The sequence below is a fragment of the Stenotrophomonas sp. STEN046 genome, assembly GCF_056759755.1.
In genome coordinates, this window is sequence record NZ_JBRRDR010000013.1 from 16,104 (window position 1) to 34,536 (window position 18,433).

Here is an 18,433-nt window from a genome sequence, read left to right on the forward strand (position 1 = left end):
TCGTTGCCTTAATCTTGCTCCTTCCCGGGGCAGCGTTCGTTTTTGCAGTAACACGGCTGCACAGCCCAACTGCTCCATCGACTGGCTTGGAGCAGCAGCTCAGTTTGAGTCTGGCTGTGGCATTAATTGCAGCGATCTGTGGCCACTTGCTGATGCTGGCCATGCTTCAGATAGGAACATGGATCTGCCCCTCATTGCATCGGCCGAATCTGATGGCCGTAATCCAGCTACTGGGTGGCCATTCGAATCCGAGCGCTGCGAGTGCACCCCGAGCCCTTAGTGAGCATCCCTTCTGCGTCGGCATCTACATCGTGGTTGTCACCCTGGTGATGTGGACCATCGGAAAGCGGGTCAATAAGCGGCTGGATCGAAAGGAGCCTGCGGATTGGTACCAGCTTCTGAAGCCAGATGAAGTCGACTTCGTTGTGCTCACCGCGGACTTCACATTCGGTGGAGAGACTGTCCTCTTCAAAGGCGTAGTATTTGAGTTCCGGATATCCAAAGCAGGCGATCTTGAGCGCGTGGTACTTGGTATTGCGGCGCGTAAGTCCTTCGCTCTGGCTAGCCTGCCGCAACCGGTTCAAGAGAAAAGCGAGGCCACTGTTAGCAAGGACGGTGCGGAAGACGGCGGCCGTTCCCTCGGCTATGGTTGGATCGAGATCCCGGGGGAAAAGGTTGTTCTTCAGATGCGCGATGCCAAGACCGTAAATCTGGATTACTTCTGGACCGAAGCAGCACGGGAGCGTGACTCTAACCCTGAGCCGGCAGGAGCTGAGGAAGCGGCTTAGCATTCTGTCGAGATACATCATCGGCCACAGCCTCGCGCCTTCTTGACGCGCTACCCAGCGGCTGGCGGGATGCATACTGTGTCCCCCAACCCTTGCCGATCACCTCGTTGATTTGTTGACTTAGCCCTCGATGCGGCTTCTGGCGGCAGGACAGTGGTGCCGTCTCATGGAAGCGGGCGATCAGGGCACATACTGGGACTTCATCAGATGGCAGTCGCAAATGCTCGTCGTCTATTCGTAGATGCCAATATCTGGATCGCTTGGGGCCAAGGTTTCGCGAAGGCGGAAGCGACGACGCTGACTGAGCTGATCAATCACGGCTTGGTCAAGCTGGTGTCCACCGACCTGACCCTGATGGAGATCGCCAAGCGCTTCAGAAACAACGATATCGCCGCTTTGGACCCACTGATCAAAGCCGACCTCAAGCATGCCGCCCGTCAGTACCTCCAGCTAGAAATCCCTGGCTTTGATCGCGACAAGCTGAGGGTTCAGATCTTTAATCACCATCTGCAAAAAGTGAAGTTGGCAATGTTCTCTCAGTTCCAAGCTGAGGTGCGAAGCATCGACAACGTGAAGCCGTCTCACGTTCTTGAGCAATACACCCATGGGACAGGTCTCTTCGGCCCATCTGGCAAGAAAGACCAGTTCCCAGATGCGTTCATCTTTGCTGCAGTCTCCGGCGATGTGAGCGCTGAAAAGCCTCTGATCGTATGGTCTCAGGATGGAGACTTTGCCATCGCCTGTGAGGAGTCCGGGCACATCACACGCGTTGCCTCCATGCCGCAGCTATTGGATGCCCTAGGTATCAAGCGTGAGGATGACGCCATCCAAGAGCTATTTGATAGCCAGCCAGAACTGTTCCTGACTGCATTGCATGAAGAACTAATGGGCTACTCCATTGATGCCGATGACGTCCCAGATGCAAATGTCGAGCTGCTAGAGGTTTTGGACGTGATAAGCATCAACGTCACCTCGGTCTATCGAGCGGGCGGAGGAGAAGGCAAGTACATTGGGTTCGGCAAGTGCGAAGTGCGCGCTCAAGTGGAATTCAACCATCCCGACTGGGATTCGGCGGTCTATGACAGCGAGGACAAGGTGCTCATCCCCTTGCACTCAGTCGAAGGCGAAACTGAGCTTGACCTTGGGCCCTACAGCTTCACCTTCCTGGCCGACATCGTCGACGGTCAGGTTGCTCAGATCCACGAGTGCGATATGAAAGAGCGCTGGGGCTTGCGTGGATCCTTGCTTCAGGATCGAGGCTACTTCTAAAGAGCAGCTGAGAGGCTCACGCACCAGCCCCTTTGCTCTGAAGACTGATGCAACTGCCTGACTTCGGCCAAGTCGCGATTGTCCGTATCTGAGCCTGACCTACCCCCGAAAAACCGGGCCAGCGTAATGGATAGAATTCCCCCGGTGGAGTCCTGGCAGGGGGTTCCAATCGGCCCGCCGTTGGTACCATCCTGTGTCTGGATAATCGAAGCACTTGGGTCAGCAGCTGTCAGCTGACCGGATCGCGGGCGGCACCATCAGGCCTGGCTCGCGAACTCAGTACGGGCCGCCTGCAGCACACGGACTGGATCTGTGGCCAGCACATCGGCCGGGGCGGCATCGTCGAGCAGCACGTTCGATGAGAGGAACCACTCAGCTTCGCCCCAACCAGTGGTGCGACGCAGACCATCCACCTCGCGCTCGAAAGGCCCGTGATCCCGCAGTACCTGCAGGATCTCAGTCAAGTGAGAAGAATCGGGACGTGGACGAGGCATCGTCATTGCCGCAAGTTGGCTTAGCCTCGACGTCATTGCCTTTTCCGCTGATAGAACTTTTCGGACGAAACCATCGCATGCCGCTGCTAGCAGTGATTGCGCGTTGAACCGCGTTGCGCAAGCCGCGGCAGAATCACAACGACAACGGCTGCACCTCGAAACTGCCCTCGCTGTCGAACGGCTGGTCCTGCCGTAGGCGGTCTGTACGGATCAGCACTCTGGCCTCAATCTCCACTTGCAGGGTCAGCTGGGTGACCGGGCCGACCTGACCTTGGGTGACCACCTGAAGTACGTGGTTGGGCTTCCATTCCATCGCATCTATTGGTTGCACCGGTATCGTTACCGGAGACGGGTTAGAGGTGAGTAGGGCAGGGATGCCATCGGCTTGTGCCCGTGCTATTGATACCAGTACCACGCCCGCATCGCCCAAGGGATAGCCCTGTCCACTGCTGTGGGCAGGGGCACGGAAGCGCAGCGCGAAACGTGTGGGCAGCATGCATTGCACCTGCAACGTACGTAGTTGTCGGCCAACCGATGGCGGCCTTTGCGACGTATAGGCGACGGTGTTGGGGAGGTCGTAGGGGTTGATCCGTCCAAAGGCGATGTCCGGATTGTCCAGGCTGATCTGGCATGGCGGCGCGGGTGGCGGGTCGGAGTCGGTCATAGCGGAGGATTCAAAGGCGGTCAAACCGGCCGCCCCGGCCAGTGCTACCCCCCACTTACGCAGCCGATATGAAAAGTTGGGAGCTTGCGTGGGCATGCTTGCGGTGTCCGGGTCAGGGGGGGAGTTGGCATCACTGGCAGGTGATGTCGGCGGTGTCGTAGAAGGCCTCCGGATCGATTTCTTCCGGAAACTGATATTGGAAGTGGCACTGACGGCCGTTGACATCGCTAGCCAGCAGGGGTACCTGTAGTTGCACCTCGTTGAGAAAGACCCCGCCGTCGGTGCCGACCGAGCTGATCCATTCGCCGCGCGAGTCGAAGATGGCAGTGCCTTTCTCCAGCGCCTGTCCGTTGCCATCGAGCAGGCGCAGCAGCGCCCGCCGTTTATGCACGACATCGAAGGTGACCGTGGCGACCGCGCCGCGGCCGAGGCGCAACGACTTGATGCCATTGCCGATGTCCACCGTACGCGGCAGACTGCGCGTGCTCAGCGACAGTCGACCCTTAGCATAGGCCGGCAGACTTGGCGCGATTGCACGGCCGGCCGCGTCGGTCCAGGCAGGGCCATAGGGAGTATCGATGCGGGCATTGCGGACACCCGGCACCGAGATTACGGCGAAGGTGTCCTGCAATGGGTAGGGAGTAAATGTGATCCCCTGGCCATGTAGCACTACACCGCCGGCGAGGCTGCTGCTGAACGAGGAGGCACCCTTCTGTCGGCTGCCATTGAGGTTGATCCGGGTGAACCATGGCAATAGATTAAGTCCAGCTGATGCGCTGCCGCCGCGCCCGCTGTCGGCCGTGGCTGTCAGGTTGTAGGCGACGAGCTCGTTGACCCGCTCGCTGATGTTGGCGCGGGTGCGCAGGCGATCGCCCTGTCGGGCCACGGTGGTATTGACGCTGCGGCGCCCCAGTGGCAGGTTCATCGAAAGGTAGATCGTGCGGTCCTTGTTACTTCCAATGCGTCGTTCAGAGCTGAGCATGATGCTGGCTCTGCCGATGTTGCGCGACCAGCTGGCGAGCACATTGCCGGAGCTGCGATCGTCGAAACCGAGATAGCGCGAGTACCCCAGCCCGAACGCCCCCAACGCCCGGGCCTGATAAGACAGGTTCAACGACTGCTGCAAGCGTGGACCGTTGCCGGAGTTCTCGCCGCTGCTGACGCGCCACGGCTCTGCCCACGGCACGTCGCTGGCCTGGCGGAAGTGTTGCGTCTGCTGCTGCACCGAGGCCGCCAGTGAAAGCCGGTCGAGCAGCTGCAGGCTGCCGCTGAGCTGCAGCTGGGTACCAAGCTGGCCACCTTTGGGGCGGCGCGAGACAACTTGGCGCAGGTAGACATTGGTGTTGCGTGTGGGCGCTGCGTTGAGACCGGCGGCCACCGCGTGGTAGTTGTTTGTGATGACGGCGCCAGCGGATAGCCCTACCCATTCGCGCAGCGGCACGTTGCCGTGAACGGCGGCCAGCCAGGCATCCTGCGGACGGCTGCCATCGGGGGCGCGCAGGTCCTGGCGGTCGGGCCGGCCAATGGCGAAAGACAGGGAGGGTTCGGGTTGGCTGAAGCCAACATTGAAGCTTCCCGAAGGTACTCCGAAGCTGCGTTGGGAGCTGTCCGCCTCGATTACCGTTACCAGCAGGTCGGCGTTGCTGTCGATGATTGGCAGCTGAGTCAGGGCGAACGGGCCAGGCGGTACCAGCGTGGAAAGAATCAGCCTACCTTTCTGTCGGACCTCCACGCGAGCCTCTGTTTGGGCGATCCCGCTGGCGCTGGCGCCGCCACTCAACGGCTGTTGCAGGGCGGCTTCCGGCAGCAACTGCGCGCCTAACAGGGCAGGCAGCGAGAACAGCTGGCTTGCTGGGTTGATCTGGCCCGCCTGCAGCAGCACGTGCTGCGCAGCGAAGGTTTTCTGCGCGTAGGCGTCAAGGTTGCGGAAACGCCGTTGCCCATTGTAATCGCTGTAACTCTGCCGGCTACGCAGGATCCAGCCGTGTGTGTTCAGTCCAGTTTCGGTGAGTACTTGCATGCTACGTGACTGGCCGCCTGCATAATCGCTGCGCGAATTGACCAGGTTGTAGTTGAAGATCGCTGCGGTTCCTTCCGAGCTGTCACCCAGCGAGCGGTCGGCCGCCATGGGCGCACGCAGCGCGTCGGTGGGCACGATCAATTCCAGCTGATCATTGTCGGGCCGCAGCTTAACCACCGCCTGCGGGTAGTAATCGGCAAGGTTGATGCACCGCGGCGTGGTGCCGCTGTCGGCAGCGGCTGCTTGCGGCCATTGGTCCGCGCTTTTCCCGGGCGGCCCGATCTGCGCCAAGCGCAGCAGTGTGGGCGTGGCGCACAGCTGCCCGTCGCGGTCAAACAGCGCGCTGGTCGTGCCGATGGACACGCCATTTACCTGCAACGTGACGTAATTGGTGCCCGCGGTAAAGCGCTTTGCCGATGCGAAGTACTTGGCCACATCGGCAGGCAGACCGCGTGATTTGAGAATGTTGGTATTAAAGGTGGCGTTGCCGGAAGCCAGATCCGTTCCTGATAAGGCTGTGCGTCCGGCTTCGGTCGGCGCGGCATCATCGGCGTAAACGCTGGCGCTGCAGGCGGCCGAGACCAGGCTTGCGAGTATTTTCAGCTTCATTGGAAGGGAGGGCCAAACGGAGGGAGCAGAACGCAGTACAGGGGTGTGCTGGCGATAAGCGCCGCTGCGTGATCGCAGCGGCGCCCCGGGCACAACGTGCCAGCCGTGGAGCTCAGTGGTTAAAGCGATACGATCTCGAAGGTCGCACTACCGCTGATGTCGACATTGCCGGTCGTGGGCAGATCGCTGCCTTTGAACAGGGTCGGGTAGACGCGGAAGCCATAAAGGGTACCGGCGCTGTTCGTGGTCGCCACAGTAGTGGTGCCTTGGACCGCCGAGGCCAGGTACGGCTTGCCGTTGTCTAGGTAGCCATTGGTGCCGACGGCCCAGCCGTTCTCGCCATCGGCGCTGAGGATGGCGTCCTGTGCGCTGATGCCCGCTTGAGTGCTGCTGAACTTCATGGTGTAGCCGCCGATGGCATTGCCGGTGCTGGCGTCGATCAGTGCGTAGTAGTTCGCCGGTCCCAAGTTGGTGCCGCGGAAGGGCATGGTGTCGGCGCCCTTCTTGCCACTGAAGGAGTCGCTCATCTTGACCACTACCTGGGTCGGCGCGCCGCAGGTCACGGTCAGGCTGGACAGGATGCTGGTGCCGCCAAAGCTGGCTTCGTTGTAGTTGTCTTGGCTGACCTCACCAAGGTTGATGTCATCGATGGTCATATCAAAACCGCTCACTGCGCTGATATCGCACGGTGCGGTGAGGATCTTGCCGGTGACGCTCATGGTCGCGCTGGTATCAGCAAATGCAGGCGTGATAGCCAACAATAGGGCAGTTGCCAGGGCGAGTTTGGCATGCAGGTTCATTGTTTTCTCCTTGGGATCGAGCAGATGGATGCAGTCGATCCGTGGTTAAAGATATTTCACTTCAATCGTGGTGCTGCCATTCAAGTCAATCTCTTCGGCTGGCAGGTTGTCGGTGGCCGAGATGTTGCCGGCCACGGTCAACGGGAAGTTGAAGCTGTTTCCTGACATCGAGTTTCCGGTGGCGTCGGCCGCACTGATCACCGGCTTGGTGGCGTCCAGGTATACCGTGCCACTCACCTCGGTCAAGCTGGTGGTATCGACTCCACTCAACATCTTCACTGCGTCACTGGAACCCCCGGCTACCGTGCCGACCGTGACTGTGCCTACCCTGACCGCATAGGCACCAATGGCCGCGTTGTTGCTGGCCCTGCCCAGGCCGGCGTACTGTGCGGTGGGCAGGGTGACCGGGCCGTTACCGAAGTCGAACGAACGGATGTCGGTCGGCTTGCTCGCTTCACTGTTGTCGACCGTGCTGATTGCGATAGCGGTGTTGCCAACGCAGGCGACACTGGCATTCAGCGTTTTTGCTTTGCTGGCCGGCAGCGCGGTAGCACTGGTGTTGCCGAGAGAGCCGCGTGCGATGTCGCCAAAATCCACGGTTGCGTCGGACAGGGCGATGTTGCAGCTTGGGGCAACCAGCGTGCCGCCAACTTTCATGGTGACGCTGTCGGCTGCAAATGCGGGGCTCAATGCACAGCTCAATGCCAATGCAGCGAGGATCCGGATGGGACGGTTCATTATTGATCTCCAGGTACTAGTAAAGAACGTCAAAGCTGACGTATAGCGCTGTCAGCGGTGCTGACAGCATTGAATGCAACGCCGTGGCATCACGCCCGCCACGAAACCGTGGTGGTGGGCGCGATCCTTGGGCGGTGGACTCAAATCCATTTACGCCCGAGCAGAGTCGAACGTGGGCCGAGCGCCTGCAGCGCCGTGGCGGTTGGCGGACACGGTCTGATAATGAGCAGCGGTTGGGTGGGGCCGGGACTACCGGCGTTATTGTGCTGCCGGCGCGAGGTCCACGCGCAGTGGTCCGGCTTGCACGTCGGCGTCGACCGGGTCGGCGAAGTAGCCGTTGAGCGTTGCTGGTGTGTAGCGCACGCCGCGCGCCGCACGCAGGTTGCTGCTGCTGGACAGGGCTACCGATTCCCCCGGGAGGATATAGGTGCGAGGCAGTTTGGCGGGTATTTCACCGGGTTGGAGGCTCAACTCTTGCGACATCCTCACTACGTAGGGCCCGGTATTGCGCACCGCGATCCCGTCCGTGGTGTGGGTCCATTGCAGCAGCTTCCACGGCTGGCCGTTTCTGGCCAGCCCGGCCGGGCGGATGATCACAGGAATGTTCTGGCGGATGTTGACCTGCACCTTGTTCGGGGCGGTCTGCGGAATGCCTTCGAAGGTGGCACGCTTGAGTCGCTCGGTGGTCAGTGTCTGGTTGGGCTTCAGCAAGAACCGCACCATCTGCGTATTACCGGCATCCACACGGGTGATCGGCGGTGTCACCAGCAGCAGCGGCGCGGTGTCTTCGGGTACATTGACCACCTCTGAATGTAGCAGCACGGCCTTGCTATCGGTATTTTTCACCGCGATGACGCCTTCACCGTCCTGCGCTTCCACCACGATCACCGAGGTTTCCAGGCGCAGTCCATTGGCGTGGACGGCAGGGCAGGCCAGGGTATACAGGCCGAGCACGAGCGCGCCCAGCCTAGTCGGCACAGTGGACAGAGTAGGGCGTATGTTCTTGCGGGAGGAGGGCATCATAGGGCTGATCAAGGTAATGGCGGCGTCTGCATGTTGCTTGACGCCCAGTGTCGGCTGGCTCGTGCTGGTCGGCAGTGGGGTGCCGTGTCAGTGACGCGGGGCGGGTAGCTGCGGCCGTATGATGCCGTGGTGTTGGGTGGCGTTACATAGTGATAGTACGAAAGTTGGTCATATTGAGCGGCCGACTCGATCCAGCAGGCCGGTAGTTCGCATGGCTGCAGCCAGCTGATTTAGAAGCGCAGAAAGATGGCGCCAGAAGCGGAAATCACGTGCTGCATCGGCAGGGGAGAGATCACGTCGGCGCGAACTAGATCAAATTTCATAACACGCTCCAGCGCAAATTTTTCCTATCTTCTGAGGCGTCCCTTCATTGAGGGCTGCAACTGCAATGAACAGCACTACGCAGGAAGAGGCCGTAGGCGCGTCGCGGCCCAGGTAGGCTTCGACGGAGATCCGCGGCGACGAGGCCGGCACGCCTACCTGAAGCGTCGCCACACTTTCCTAAACTGTGGGTTGATGAACAGGTAGGGCGTGCGCTCGTAGAGACAGGCAGTGGCATCGGCGGTAATGGGCGGCCATCGGGGTTGTTATAGCTGCCATGCCGCTATGGGAAGCTGGGCTGTTGGCAGTTCGTCTCGAGATGGTGGAAAAAGCGGCTCAAGCTCAAGAAATCGATAGGCCTCGGATGGCGCCGGCACGTGCGGAGGAGACGCTCAGGCTACAGCGGGCGAAGCTGGTCAATCGTTTGTCGGCTTTGGAGCGTGGCGGGCGGCCAAGGCGATTCGGAGCGGCGTTCTATCAGACGGGAGATCGCAGCCCGGAGGCGCTGACTTGGCTCGAGTGGACGCATCGGCAGGTCCAATGGCTGGATCCCATCTGTTCGAACCCGGAGGTAATCGCCGCCCCCAGAGTTCGTCTGTGCGACTATTTCACTGGCCGGGGATCATGGAGAGAGATCCGAACGATTGGTGGTACATCGACCCGAAGGAGCAGCTTTCGGAGAGTCAATAGATGAGTTTGAGTATGAGTTTGAAGGGAGGGCCGCTGCGGCAGAAGCCGCAACGCATCTCGATGACAGTGTGACTAAACCGGCACGGTACTCCAGTCAGTGGTACACGCGACTGCATCAAAAAGGCTTTGGCAACGTGGCCCTATCTCTTATGACTCTCCCCTTCAGGCGAAGAGGGAACAGGCAGCTGGGCTGGATGTGGCCGCGCTGAGCTATTGACTGGGTTCCATCCCGCCCAATCTCTGCGGGTAGTGGCCACACATGCGCGTTTGACTAGAAGCGTCGTAATGCCCTTCATCTTGCTGGACGACAAGCTATGGAAGGTGCGCCGGCTTGCATAAGCCTTTGGCGGACATTTTATGCTTGTGCGAAAACGTGCAGCCGTGGGCTCCTAGGTCTGTAGAGGGCGGGGCTGCATTTGCATGTGGATCAGTGTCCTCATGTGCAAGATTTCTACTTGGGGCGGGCATCAAAATTTGGTTCCCCAGTTGAGAACGAAGTTCTCCTGCTCTAGGGTCTCTAGTGCTCCGGGGCGGACGCGGCGTACTTCGCGTATGACATCGTTTTGAGTGGTAATGGCTCCGCTGTCAATGAGCAGCATGCAGGCGACCGTGCCGGCTCTACCTAGTCCGCCTTTGCAATGAATGACCACCTTTTTCCCACCTAGTAGGGCCTTTGACAGCGAGGGGCCTAGGGTCGACCATGCGAGAAGAAAGCCCGCATCGGGCGCCGCGCCGTCCGCAATTGGGAGACCATGCCATTGAAGGCCGAAGAGAGTGGCGCGATTTGGTAGCTCTGAGATCTGCAACTCCTCGAACTCCCAAGGCTCAATCAGTGACACAAGATGGCTCGCTCCCCAAGAGCAAATTGTCGCTAGATCGGTATCAATGTCTCGGTTCCAAGAACCGGTCATGGCGTTCGCTTGTTGTTTTCCGGGCGCGAATGTGATGCCCACGGCGCCACCATTGTTCCCTATCGGAAGTTCGGCGATCTGCAGGGGGTGCGATTGACTGGTCTTGATCATGCCTGCGTCCAGCGGAAGATGGGTTGAGACAATAAAGTGATACGTCGGCCCCTGTCCGGCAACGGCGAGCTCGCACAGCTAGCGCTCGAGGACGCGGCCTTCAGATAGCATCGATACTTTCCTTCGAATTCGTGTCAGGGCAACTTCAAGCCCATCGTCGTGGGGAGAGTAGGGGGACGCGAACAGAGGCGCCTTGATCCAGAACTTCTCCTGCCCGGGATGAATATAGGATTGGTGGTCATCCAAAAGAAGTGCTATGCCGGGGAGGGGGAAACCAAGAGGAGATCCTTCGTGCTCCCCAAGCACTGGATGTAATTGGAGTACTTGAACCAGTCCGGTATTTCCCCTTCTTCTGCAAGGAACGAGAGAATATTCCTGACTTGTGGCTCCGGCACGGTTGTGAACAATACCAACTGGCTAAAAATCTCCTTGATCTCACCAAGGAACCGAAGAAGGCCAGGCCTAGGTATCTGACTTACGGCGTTGGATATCAGTGTCCCCTCGAGATCAAGTGCAAGTATGGAAGGCTGAAGCCGTTGAGAGAGTTGGGGCATGAGTTCGTTTCTCCTAAAGATCCATCTGCTGTACTGATCAACTGGAGCCTTAAAGTTCACTCGCAAAGCTGCGGAAGTTGAGCAAGCCAGTAGTCAGGGCCTATTGGTAGGATGCTCTCCAGGGCGATTTCGAGCATTAGTGGACGACGCCAATTGCTGTCAGGCATGAAGCAGAAGTCTGTCTTCTGTAGCGCCCCTGCAGTTTCCTTTAGGGCGAGCCAGTGCGTTCTTTTACGCATTTCTGCGGACATGACTCGGATCGCGGCTTCTTCGTCTCCGCCCGAGGCTAAGTAATGGCTTGCCGCGCCTCGGACGGATGACCAGGCGACATATCGCTTTCGCCCAAGGCTGAGATGAGGCCAATGCTCCTTCTGCTGGGCAATGATCTGGTCGACCCATCGAACACTGATCCGATGTCTGCGGAGCAATGAGGTTAGGTAGGCGCAGAGCTCTCGATCAGACAGCTGCCGCCACAGCCAGAGGCGCGCGTGCGCCTCAAGTGTAGAGCGGCCCGAAACCAGTGTTTGGCACAGTGCGGCCTCCAGGTTACCTCGAGCGTGCCAATCGTCAGCATAGGACCAACTGAACGAATCATAGAGCGAGCGCCTGACCCGATCACTTCGAGGAATGGACTGTGCAAGTACACCAGCGCTACCAAGGAAGGTCAGTAGATCCCGAACGACTGACGGGTCTGGCGAGATCTGAGCGCTAACCCTCGTTGAACGCTCAAGCGCACACCATGCGCATGTATAGAAGGGGCCCAGCGATACGACTAAGGCGTCGAGCTCGGGCCACGGGGTAGGGAGGGTCTGTTGGCTATGCCCATAGATCACTCGATCCTCGGCGAATTGGCCAGCCTGGATGCTAGCAAGACAGAGTCGTGGCGTCTACATGATTTTCTTGTATGAGTGCTGTCGGCCATAGATTGCCTTCCGCTCCCAGAGGCGGAACGGATGGCTACCAAGACGATCTACCAGAACGCGTACCTCCGCTTGGTTGGTAAGCTTCGTGAGCGCCGCATGTCGTTGGGGTTTAGCCAGTTGAGGCTGGCAGCTCACCTGGGATGGCCTCAGCAGAAGATCTCGTCCATCGAGAACGGCTCCAGGCGCATGGATGTATTGGAGTTCTGCCTCATTACTTCCGCTCTTGGCTTCTCAAATGAAGAGATGTCCGAACTTGTAGTGGGAGCAAGAAGGGCAGCGCGGAGTAGCCCAATCAAGGTCGATTGACTCAACTGAGGTCGATTGTCGATTGGCAATCGTTGAGTAGGCAGCTCGGCCAGCCGTCGGTGTAACCCCTCTGCGAGAGTAGGGGGGTACCAGTGAGTCATTGGCGCAGATCACTTGGCGGCAATCCAGTTCGACGGGGGCGTGCTTCTCCCGACTATTGGCGCCATCGCGATGTTTGGCGACGACCTGCTGATTGAGGGCATGCTGCAGCTGATGAACAATGTCGAAGGCGACGTTGTCAGCGTGGATAGCGAGTCGCCGTCATCTATCGACGACCTGATTCGTCTGGGGCCAGCACGCTACCGTCCGAGCCGATAGCTCTAGTGGTGCACCAAAAGCAGGAATGGAATCTTCTGTGGCACCTGGTCTGGTGAGCTTTAATGACACCCTAAGTTCGCTGAATGTTGAGTGGCTCATGCACTCGCGCTGGACTTGTGTGAATCATTCCTCTCGGGCGTGGAGCTGACAGCTGATCCGATTCGTGCATTGATCAAAGCCCAGCTTGAAAGCGTTCGGAAAGTGATTGGGGTCTGCCGAGTGGCCATTGGTCAGATCTTCAACCACGCAGCGCCAAGCGTCTTGGAGGACTTCTCGCTCAGGGGAGGCTGCGATCAAGAGACGGACAGCGTGATCCAGGGCGGTGATGTGGCCGCGCATCGCATGCAGGAGGATATCGCTGTCGACCGACTGTATGCCTGCCGGCGTGTCGACACGTTGCTTGCTTCTGGCGGTCTTGCTATCCATTGTAATTCCTCCAAGTACGGTAAATTGCGGTGCCTGAATGTGAGAGTTTGGCGCTCCAATGGTGCGCATCAATTGCGCGTTTGCGGAATACAACAGGTTGCATAGTTGCATCCGAGTTGGATGAGGTCAGGGAGGAGGTAATGGGTCCAAAAGCTGGAGTAGCGCGTAGGCCAAACGAACGCGCCCCTCATTCGGATGGGATTTGTTCGTCAATATGACGATCCCTAGCTGCCGTGATGGAACGAATAGAACGTAGTTTGAGAATCCTGATGTGCCGCCTGTTTTATTCAGTAGCCACTCCCCCTGCGAAACGTCGGTTGTGATGGGGATAGTGGGATTGACGTTGTAGACCATGTCATCGGAGTTGCCCTTCACCAGAGCCTCAACAGCGATGGGGTAGGGGTACTGCTCCCAGATTAGATCCTGGAACATGGGACCCACCTTGAATCGTGCGACTTGGGCTTTGAGCAAAGCACGGTCAAGCAGAGGATCATCGGTACCTGGGCTGATGTTCAGTTCAACGAATCGCAGAAGGTCGCGTGCGGTAGATCGAATGCCGTAGGCTTGATCACCTAAGGGCCCTTTGCTCAGTCTGACCGGGATGCCGGCAGGGTTGTAACCCTGGGCATAGAACTTGCGGCGTTCCATGGGCACGCGAAGCCAAGTGTCCGTCAGGCCCAGCTTCGGAAAGAGGACGCCCTCCATGGCGTGCTCGAAGCTCAGCCCCAAGGACTCCGCTGTTATCACTCCAAGCAGGGCAATCGACGGATTCGCGTAGCTTCGACGTACACCACCCGGATAGGAGGGATTCCAATCCAGGTAGTAGCGCATGGCATCGCGCTCGCTCCGGACCCCATTAGGAAACTGCAATGGGAAGCCGCCGCCACTATGAGTGGCCAGCTGCCACAGTGGGATCTGCCCAATCGGGCGACCGCTCAGCGCCGGCAGGTGTTTGCCGACGGTGCCGTCCATCGAGAGCTTCCCGCGCGCCTCGGAGTACGTCGCTAGAGTGACGGTGAAGGTCTTGCTGATGGATCCCAGTTCGAAGAGCGTATCGGGCGTCACGGGAGCTCCGGACTCCTTCGACGCGACGCCATAGCTGAATATTCTCCGTTGCCCGCGTTTGACCACGGCAATTGCCATTCCGGGTACTGCATACCGGTCCATGAACGCCGCAGCCACAGAATCGACATATGGGGCGATCTCGAACAACTGATCGGCTTCAATTGGTTCGATCGGTGTCAGAGAAGCTGGAGCGAGTAGCGTGGAGAGGAGTAGAGCTGTGGTTCGCATTGCAGCATCCTCGTGTTCAGAGGGGGGGGGCGGGAAGTAAGCGCCCACTAGTCATGCTACGGTCGACGAGCTCTCCAGGAACGGGTTGGCGGTAGATCAAATTTGCTCCGCCGTTGACACCGGAGTGAGCCGCTATACAAAGCAGCAGAGGAGATCAAGCCGCCGCTCAGAAGATGTTGGCAAGCCGTCGAGATGCAAAGACGTGGCATCAGAGTACGGTCCTGAGTGAGTTCACGGTTAAGCTAAGACATCTTCAGCGGCTGGCGCTAGGGCGCCAGCCTGGGTCGGAAGTTCCTTGCTGGCGAAGAAGGAAGACTCATGAATGCATCGCTCCCGAGACGGAATGATGCAGCATCATGCGGCTGAGAACTCATTGTCCGTAGCTAGATCACCGGTGGATTGATCCGCAACCTACACTTACCAGCGGTAGTTGAAGCCGATCCTTGCGGTGCCGCTGCGGTATCCGCCGTTGGCATCGTCGAACCATGCACGTCCGATCGTCAGGTCAGCGCTCAAGCGCGAAGTGATCGGCTGCGAACGCCGAATGCTGATGCTGGTTGAACTGCTCCCATCCATCCCCGGCATGGCTTCATAGAGTGCCGCCGACCTCCCGTGGCCAAGCCAGAGCTGTGTGCTTCCATGGCCATCGCTGTCACGTCGGCGCAAGGAAGCCAAATGGCTTCCCCCGCTGTCGCGGTTCGATAGATCATGATACGTGTAGCGGTAGCTGCCAACCCACTGCCCGGCATAGTATGACGCTCCACCAGACCAAGCACGGGAGCGGACGTTTCCGAAGTACTCCGTATAGCGGCCGCTGGCATGAAGGAGGACCTTGCTGCCGACCTTCAGGTTGAGCGATTGACCAAAGATGCGGTTGGCAAACACGGGATCATCGGTGGAGATGGAAATCTGGGAGCGACCGCTCCACCTAGTGGACCACTGCTGATACAGGTACGCATCGAACTTGGTGCCATTGTAGGTCGAGTCGGCATATTCCCGGCGCCCGTGCGAAAGATCCACGACAACTCGGTGTCCGGCAACGTCACCGACCACAGCCTGAGTTACCACGTCTCGTTTTCCACGGCCGTCCGAGTAATCGGTGTGCTCGATGTGGGTATTGGCAGAAACCAACTCGGTGCCGGCTTGGGCGCTGAATGATGCGGCGATCAGGACGGCTGCGCCGTGCAGTTTGAAATAGGGCATGAAGGGCTCAGCTTTGGTTAGTATGATTCGATGCGCTGGGTGAGCTGGTAGCGTCCAGGCGGCAGGTTGCGCTGGACAGTAATCCGTGGCCCAAGGATGGTTCGAGGTGCTACCTCCCGGCCGGGCAGAGTCACGACTTGGACGCCGAGGGATGCATGATTCCCAATCTTGGCGCCAAGTTTCTCCATGCCCGTGTCAACGAGCTCGTCGCCGACCATCACCGACACTCGTTTGCCATCCAATCGGTGGTTGCTCGTGCGGACCATAGCGCCAAGATATGAGCCGCGGCAGACGACTGAGTCTGCGATGAAACACTGCGGGCCGATCTTGCAGTCCGACTCGATGATTGCGTTCTTCACTTCGCTGGAGAAGCCGATTTGGCAGTCGTTACCCAGAACTGCAGGGCCGCGAATGAGGGAGTTATTGCCGATGACGGTGTCTTTCCCAATCTTCACCGGACCGAGAATGTAAGCGCCGTGACAGATCCTCGCGCCGTCTGCAATCTCGACTTCGCCAACGATCGTGGCGGTGGGAGCTACGCTTGCGCTTGGCGCTATGTCGCTTCTAAGTCCAAGCAGTGTGTTGCCAATGTTCTGAACATCATTCCACCACATTGCGATACCTCGTCGGCTTATCGCGAAGCGGCTCGCGACCTGAGAACAGGCCTCTGAGCCCGTGGGTGAGCCAGATCGTGTAGGCCAATAGCACGTAGAGCACGGCGATTGAGGACGTCAGCACTAGCATCGGCCGTCGGTGGTGGATGGCGCTCAGCACTCCAAGCCCCATCGCGATCCCAACCCAGAGCGGCGGAAGAAGTGCGGTGAGCACGCCTAAGGGGCCATGGGCCTGGAGGGCACCACTCCACGTAAAGGCCATGGCCACGACCCCTGCAACAACCACGAGCGCCATTGGGAGGATGCTGAAGAGGCCGAATCGGGTGAGCAACAGCCTCCGGTGCAGGCGCATGCAGACTGCGTAGCCCACGATCCATCGCCGCCATCGCCGCCATTCTTCCCCGATGGAGTTACACTCTTGTGGATAGACTACGCATCGGTTGGACTGCCGAACGCGGTATCCCTTCGCAACGAGGGACCACGACAGATCGAGATCCTCAACGTTTGTGCGGTCACTGAAGCCCACTGAGCGCAGCACCTCGGTCCGAAACATGCCGCAAGCCCCGGAAATGATAAAGGGCGCACCGCCTAGCAGTTGTTGGAGTGAGCGCTTTAGCACGATCATGGGCAGCTTTAGGCTCGCCCGGATGTGAGGAAGTACACCTGCGCGCCGCAGATTGGAGGAGGGAATGCCACCGACCGCGTCCGCGCCGGCTTCAATTTCGGCCAGCAGGTAGCCTAGGTCGTCCCCGTCGGGGAGAACCAACGTGTCGGCATCTGTCAGGAATACCTGCTCTACGCGTGCATACTTAAGGCCATGCATGAGTGCGCCGCCTTTGCCGGTATTGCTCTGATGGACGGCTATGAGTCGGTCGGGGAACTCGGCCGCAAGCCGATCCAAGACCTCTCCTGTGTCATCGCTGGAGCCGTCGTTGACGCAGATGACCGAGCGTACGTAGCGATTACTGAGCAAATTCCTCAACGAGTCGGACAGGCACGGCCCTTCGTTGTAGGCCGCAACAATGGCGTCCACGCTGTGAAGATGCGGGCTGGGCCTCTGGCGTCGGCGCTTGATCAGGACGATCCCGATCAGCACGCACATGGCGAAGAAGAAGACGGTCTTCATTCGAATACCATCCGGTATGGAATGAAACCCTCGCTGGGGCCGCAGCCAACTTGCTGCCCCCTAAACGCTGCGGCGCAGCGGATCTGATCCTTCTGCATATAACTTTTGTCGCACTGACTCCGGTGCAGGCGCAGCGCGTCGATCTTAGGCTCAAGTTGGGGGCCAATATCCTCATAGATCGTCGGACTGAAGTTTGGCCACGAGCTGGGCGTTTCGTAGCACAGCACCTGCCGGACATTTCGAGATGCGACAATGCTTGCTTCGAAGGTCGTCCGATGATCCTGGTGCCGATCACCCTGGAACATCGTATAGACCCGATCCGGCTGAATCGCGCGGACGGCTTCCTCGATTTCCTTGATGATGCTTGCAAGGTCCTGATGTAGCGACGTATCGCGGAAGTCGCACTGCCGGACTTGCTTGACGCCAAGCGCAACTAGGGCGCGATGCGATTCTTGTGCACGGTCGAACGATCCTGTGGCGCCTTCGCGGCCCATGGAGAGAATCAACGCGTGAACGTCAACTCCAGAACTAGCGAGCTTGGCGATGCTTCCGCCGCAGCCTAGTTCAATATCGTCTGGGTGAGCGCCGATGGCCAGTGCGCGTTTCATGGTGAGCATGTGGTTTCGTTGGGGTGCAGAACGGTAGGGGGAGGGCAGAGCGTTATTGTTCTGCAGGACTGGTTGAGATTTTTAGGGGTTCAAAGTGGCGGGGCAATGAATAAAGTTGCAAAGTTCCCTGGACGTGGCCCGGAAGGCTGGCAGCCGATGTGATTGGTCGAAGAACGAGCGTTGATCCGATTCCACATCCTCCGAGCGGATAGACTTTGCAATTAGTTGCGTAGCCAAGCGCATCCTTGATCGGAGATCATCGGTAGCAGCTCGATCACGATCCGCAGTAGAGGGGGCAAGGCTGGACGCAGCTTTCAGAACAAGGGCATTTGGGCGGTCCCGTTGCATGCGGGTGATGATGGTCGCCCGCAGTATGCGAAGATTGCCCTTCTATCGGCCTTCAGCAGGGTCGCGCTGCCCAGCGGCGCACGAGGCGTCAGCCTCTGGGATTGGACGTTCGCCGTGATGGATTGGGTGCTTTCGTGCATTGGATGCCCAGTGTGCTAGTACTGCGATCCAAGTCATTGGTCGTGCCGTGAACGGTAGGGGCAGCTGCTGTAAGTGCGCCTGATGGCTTTGCTCATTCTGAGCGGCGAATGGCATATGCACGGGTGGATTGTTCGC

Annotated in this window: 17 protein-coding genes; 4 read left to right on the plus strand and 13 right to left on the minus strand. The window is 58.9% G+C overall.

What is annotated here, in order from left to right:
* The first annotated feature begins 104 nt into the window (after positions 1-104).
* Positions 105-788, plus strand: a complete 684-nt coding sequence (locus ACVOLJ_RS08555) for a hypothetical protein (RefSeq protein ID WP_481563926.1) — start codon at positions 105-107, stop codon at positions 786-788.
* Positions 789-995: 207 nt separating this feature from the next.
* Positions 996-2,057, plus strand: a complete 1,062-nt coding sequence (locus ACVOLJ_RS08560) for a PIN domain-containing protein (RefSeq protein WP_481563927.1) — start codon at positions 996-998, stop codon at positions 2,055-2,057.
* Positions 2,058-2,314: 257 nt separating this feature from the next.
* Here ACVOLJ_RS08560 and ACVOLJ_RS08565 read toward each other — a convergent pair whose 3' ends face one another.
* The 7 genes from ACVOLJ_RS08565 to ACVOLJ_RS08595 form a co-directional block, all read right to left on the minus strand.
* Positions 2,315-2,521 (minus strand): hypothetical protein, encoded by a 207-nt coding sequence (locus ACVOLJ_RS08565; RefSeq protein ID WP_234412670.1) that lies wholly within the window; start codon positions 2,519-2,521, stop codon positions 2,315-2,317.
* A 163-nt stretch (positions 2,522-2,684) separates the two neighbouring features.
* Entirely contained in the window at positions 2,685-3,215 is a 531-nt protein-coding gene (locus tag ACVOLJ_RS08570) for a hypothetical protein (protein WP_481563928.1), read from the minus strand.
* A 130-nt stretch (positions 3,216-3,345) separates the two neighbouring features.
* Positions 3,346-5,844 (minus strand): fimbria/pilus outer membrane usher protein, encoded by a 2,499-nt coding sequence (locus ACVOLJ_RS08575; protein ID WP_481563929.1) that lies wholly within the window; start codon positions 5,842-5,844, stop codon positions 3,346-3,348.
* A 119-nt stretch (positions 5,845-5,963) separates the two neighbouring features.
* Positions 5,964-6,644: a hypothetical protein gene (locus ACVOLJ_RS08580; RefSeq protein WP_481563930.1), complete on the minus strand. Its 681-nt coding sequence runs from the start codon at positions 6,642-6,644 to the stop codon at positions 5,964-5,966.
* Between the two features lie 45 nt (positions 6,645-6,689).
* Positions 6,690-7,382, minus strand: a complete 693-nt coding sequence (locus ACVOLJ_RS08585) for a DUF1120 domain-containing protein (RefSeq protein ID WP_481563931.1) — start codon at positions 7,380-7,382, stop codon at positions 6,690-6,692.
* Between the two features lie 258 nt (positions 7,383-7,640).
* A complete protein-coding gene (locus tag ACVOLJ_RS08590) occupies positions 7,641-8,405 on the minus strand; it encodes a fimbria/pilus chaperone family protein (protein WP_481563932.1) in 765 nt (254 codons plus the stop codon).
* Between the two features lie 1,478 nt (positions 8,406-9,883).
* Entirely contained in the window at positions 9,884-10,438 is a 555-nt protein-coding gene (locus ACVOLJ_RS08595) for a cyclin-dependent kinase inhibitor 3 family protein (protein ID WP_481563933.1), read from the minus strand.
* 1,507 nt (positions 10,439-11,945) lie between these two features.
* Between ACVOLJ_RS08595 and ACVOLJ_RS08600 the strand changes: the two genes are divergently transcribed.
* Together ACVOLJ_RS08600 and ACVOLJ_RS08605 are read left to right on the plus strand one after the other, a co-directional pair.
* Positions 11,946-12,221, plus strand: coding sequence for a helix-turn-helix domain-containing protein (locus tag ACVOLJ_RS08600; protein WP_481563934.1), 276 nt, complete (start codon positions 11,946-11,948; stop codon positions 12,219-12,221).
* A gap of 114 nt (positions 12,222-12,335) precedes the next feature.
* Positions 12,336-12,539 (plus strand): hypothetical protein, encoded by a 204-nt coding sequence (locus tag ACVOLJ_RS08605; RefSeq protein ID WP_108772013.1) that lies wholly within the window; start codon positions 12,336-12,338, stop codon positions 12,537-12,539.
* Between the two features lie 123 nt (positions 12,540-12,662).
* On the opposite strand, the gene ACVOLJ_RS08610 is transcribed toward ACVOLJ_RS08605, so the two are convergent.
* From ACVOLJ_RS08610 to ACVOLJ_RS08635, 6 genes are all read right to left on the minus strand, one after another.
* Positions 12,663-12,965 (minus strand): hypothetical protein, encoded by a 303-nt coding sequence (locus ACVOLJ_RS08610; RefSeq protein ID WP_108772012.1) that lies wholly within the window; start codon positions 12,963-12,965, stop codon positions 12,663-12,665.
* A 126-nt stretch (positions 12,966-13,091) separates the two neighbouring features.
* Positions 13,092-14,258 carry a class C beta-lactamase gene (gene ampC, locus ACVOLJ_RS08615; RefSeq protein WP_481563935.1) on the minus strand — a complete coding sequence of 389 codons (1,167 nt, stop codon included), beginning with the start codon at positions 14,256-14,258 and terminating at the stop codon, positions 13,092-13,094.
* 417 nt (positions 14,259-14,675) lie between these two features.
* Positions 14,676-15,461: a YaiO family outer membrane beta-barrel protein gene (locus ACVOLJ_RS08620; protein ID WP_108772010.1), complete on the minus strand. Its 786-nt coding sequence runs from the start codon at positions 15,459-15,461 to the stop codon at positions 14,676-14,678.
* 17 nt (positions 15,462-15,478) lie between these two features.
* On the minus strand, positions 15,479-16,075 hold the full coding sequence (locus ACVOLJ_RS08625; protein WP_108772009.1) for an LbetaH domain-containing protein: 597 nt from the start codon (positions 16,073-16,075) through the stop codon (positions 15,479-15,481).
* On the minus strand, positions 16,062-17,201 hold the full coding sequence (locus tag ACVOLJ_RS08630) for a glycosyltransferase family 2 protein (protein ID WP_108772008.1): 1,140 nt from the start codon (positions 17,199-17,201) through the stop codon (positions 16,062-16,064). Before ACVOLJ_RS08630 ends, ACVOLJ_RS08625 begins: the two co-directional genes overlap by 14 nt.
* Positions 17,198-17,818, minus strand: a complete 621-nt coding sequence (locus ACVOLJ_RS08635) for a PIG-L deacetylase family protein (RefSeq protein WP_108772007.1) — start codon at positions 17,816-17,818, stop codon at positions 17,198-17,200. Before ACVOLJ_RS08635 ends, ACVOLJ_RS08630 begins: the two co-directional genes overlap by 4 nt.
* Positions 17,819-18,433 lie beyond the last annotated feature (615 nt).

Excerpts from the sequence above, each read along its gene's own strand:
- ACVOLJ_RS08580 (WP_481563930.1), bottom strand. The coding sequence starts at position 6,644 with ATGAACCTGCATGCCAAACTCGCCCTGGCAACTGCCCTATTGTTGGCT.
- ACVOLJ_RS08585 (WP_481563931.1), bottom strand. The coding sequence starts at position 7,382 with ATGAACCGTCCCATCCGGATCCTCGCTGCATTGGCATTGAGCTGTGCA.
- ACVOLJ_RS08570 (WP_481563928.1), bottom strand. The coding sequence starts at position 3,215 with ATGACCGACTCCGACCCGCCACCCGCGCCGCCATGCCAGATCAGCCTG.
- ACVOLJ_RS08575 (WP_481563929.1), bottom strand. The coding sequence starts at position 5,844 with ATGAAGCTGAAAATACTCGCAAGCCTGGTCTCGGCCGCCTGCAGCGCC.
- ACVOLJ_RS08620 (WP_108772010.1), bottom strand. The coding sequence starts at position 15,461 with ATGCCCTATTTCAAACTGCACGGCGCAGCCGTCCTGATCGCCGCATCA.
- ACVOLJ_RS08560 (WP_481563927.1), top strand. The coding sequence starts at position 996 with ATGGCAGTCGCAAATGCTCGTCGTCTATTCGTAGATGCCAATATCTGG.
- ACVOLJ_RS08610 (WP_108772012.1), bottom strand. The coding sequence starts at position 12,965 with ATGGATAGCAAGACCGCCAGAAGCAAGCAACGTGTCGACACGCCGGCA.
- ACVOLJ_RS08595 (WP_481563933.1), bottom strand. The coding sequence starts at position 10,438 with ATGATCAAGACCAGTCAATCGCACCCCCTGCAGATCGCCGAACTTCCG.
- ACVOLJ_RS08590 (WP_481563932.1), bottom strand. The coding sequence starts at position 8,405 with ATGATGCCCTCCTCCCGCAAGAACATACGCCCTACTCTGTCCACTGTG.
- ACVOLJ_RS08625 (WP_108772009.1), bottom strand. The coding sequence starts at position 16,075 with ATGTGGTGGAATGATGTTCAGAACATTGGCAACACACTGCTTGGACTT.
- ampC (WP_481563935.1), bottom strand. The coding sequence starts at position 14,258 with ATGCGAACCACAGCTCTACTCCTCTCCACGCTACTCGCTCCAGCTTCT.
- ACVOLJ_RS08630 (WP_108772008.1), bottom strand. The coding sequence starts at position 17,201 with ATGAAGACCGTCTTCTTCTTCGCCATGTGCGTGCTGATCGGGATCGTC.
- ACVOLJ_RS08635 (WP_108772007.1), bottom strand. The coding sequence starts at position 17,818 with ATGCTCACCATGAAACGCGCACTGGCCATCGGCGCTCACCCAGACGAT.
- ACVOLJ_RS08600 (WP_481563934.1), top strand. The coding sequence starts at position 11,946 with ATGGCTACCAAGACGATCTACCAGAACGCGTACCTCCGCTTGGTTGGT.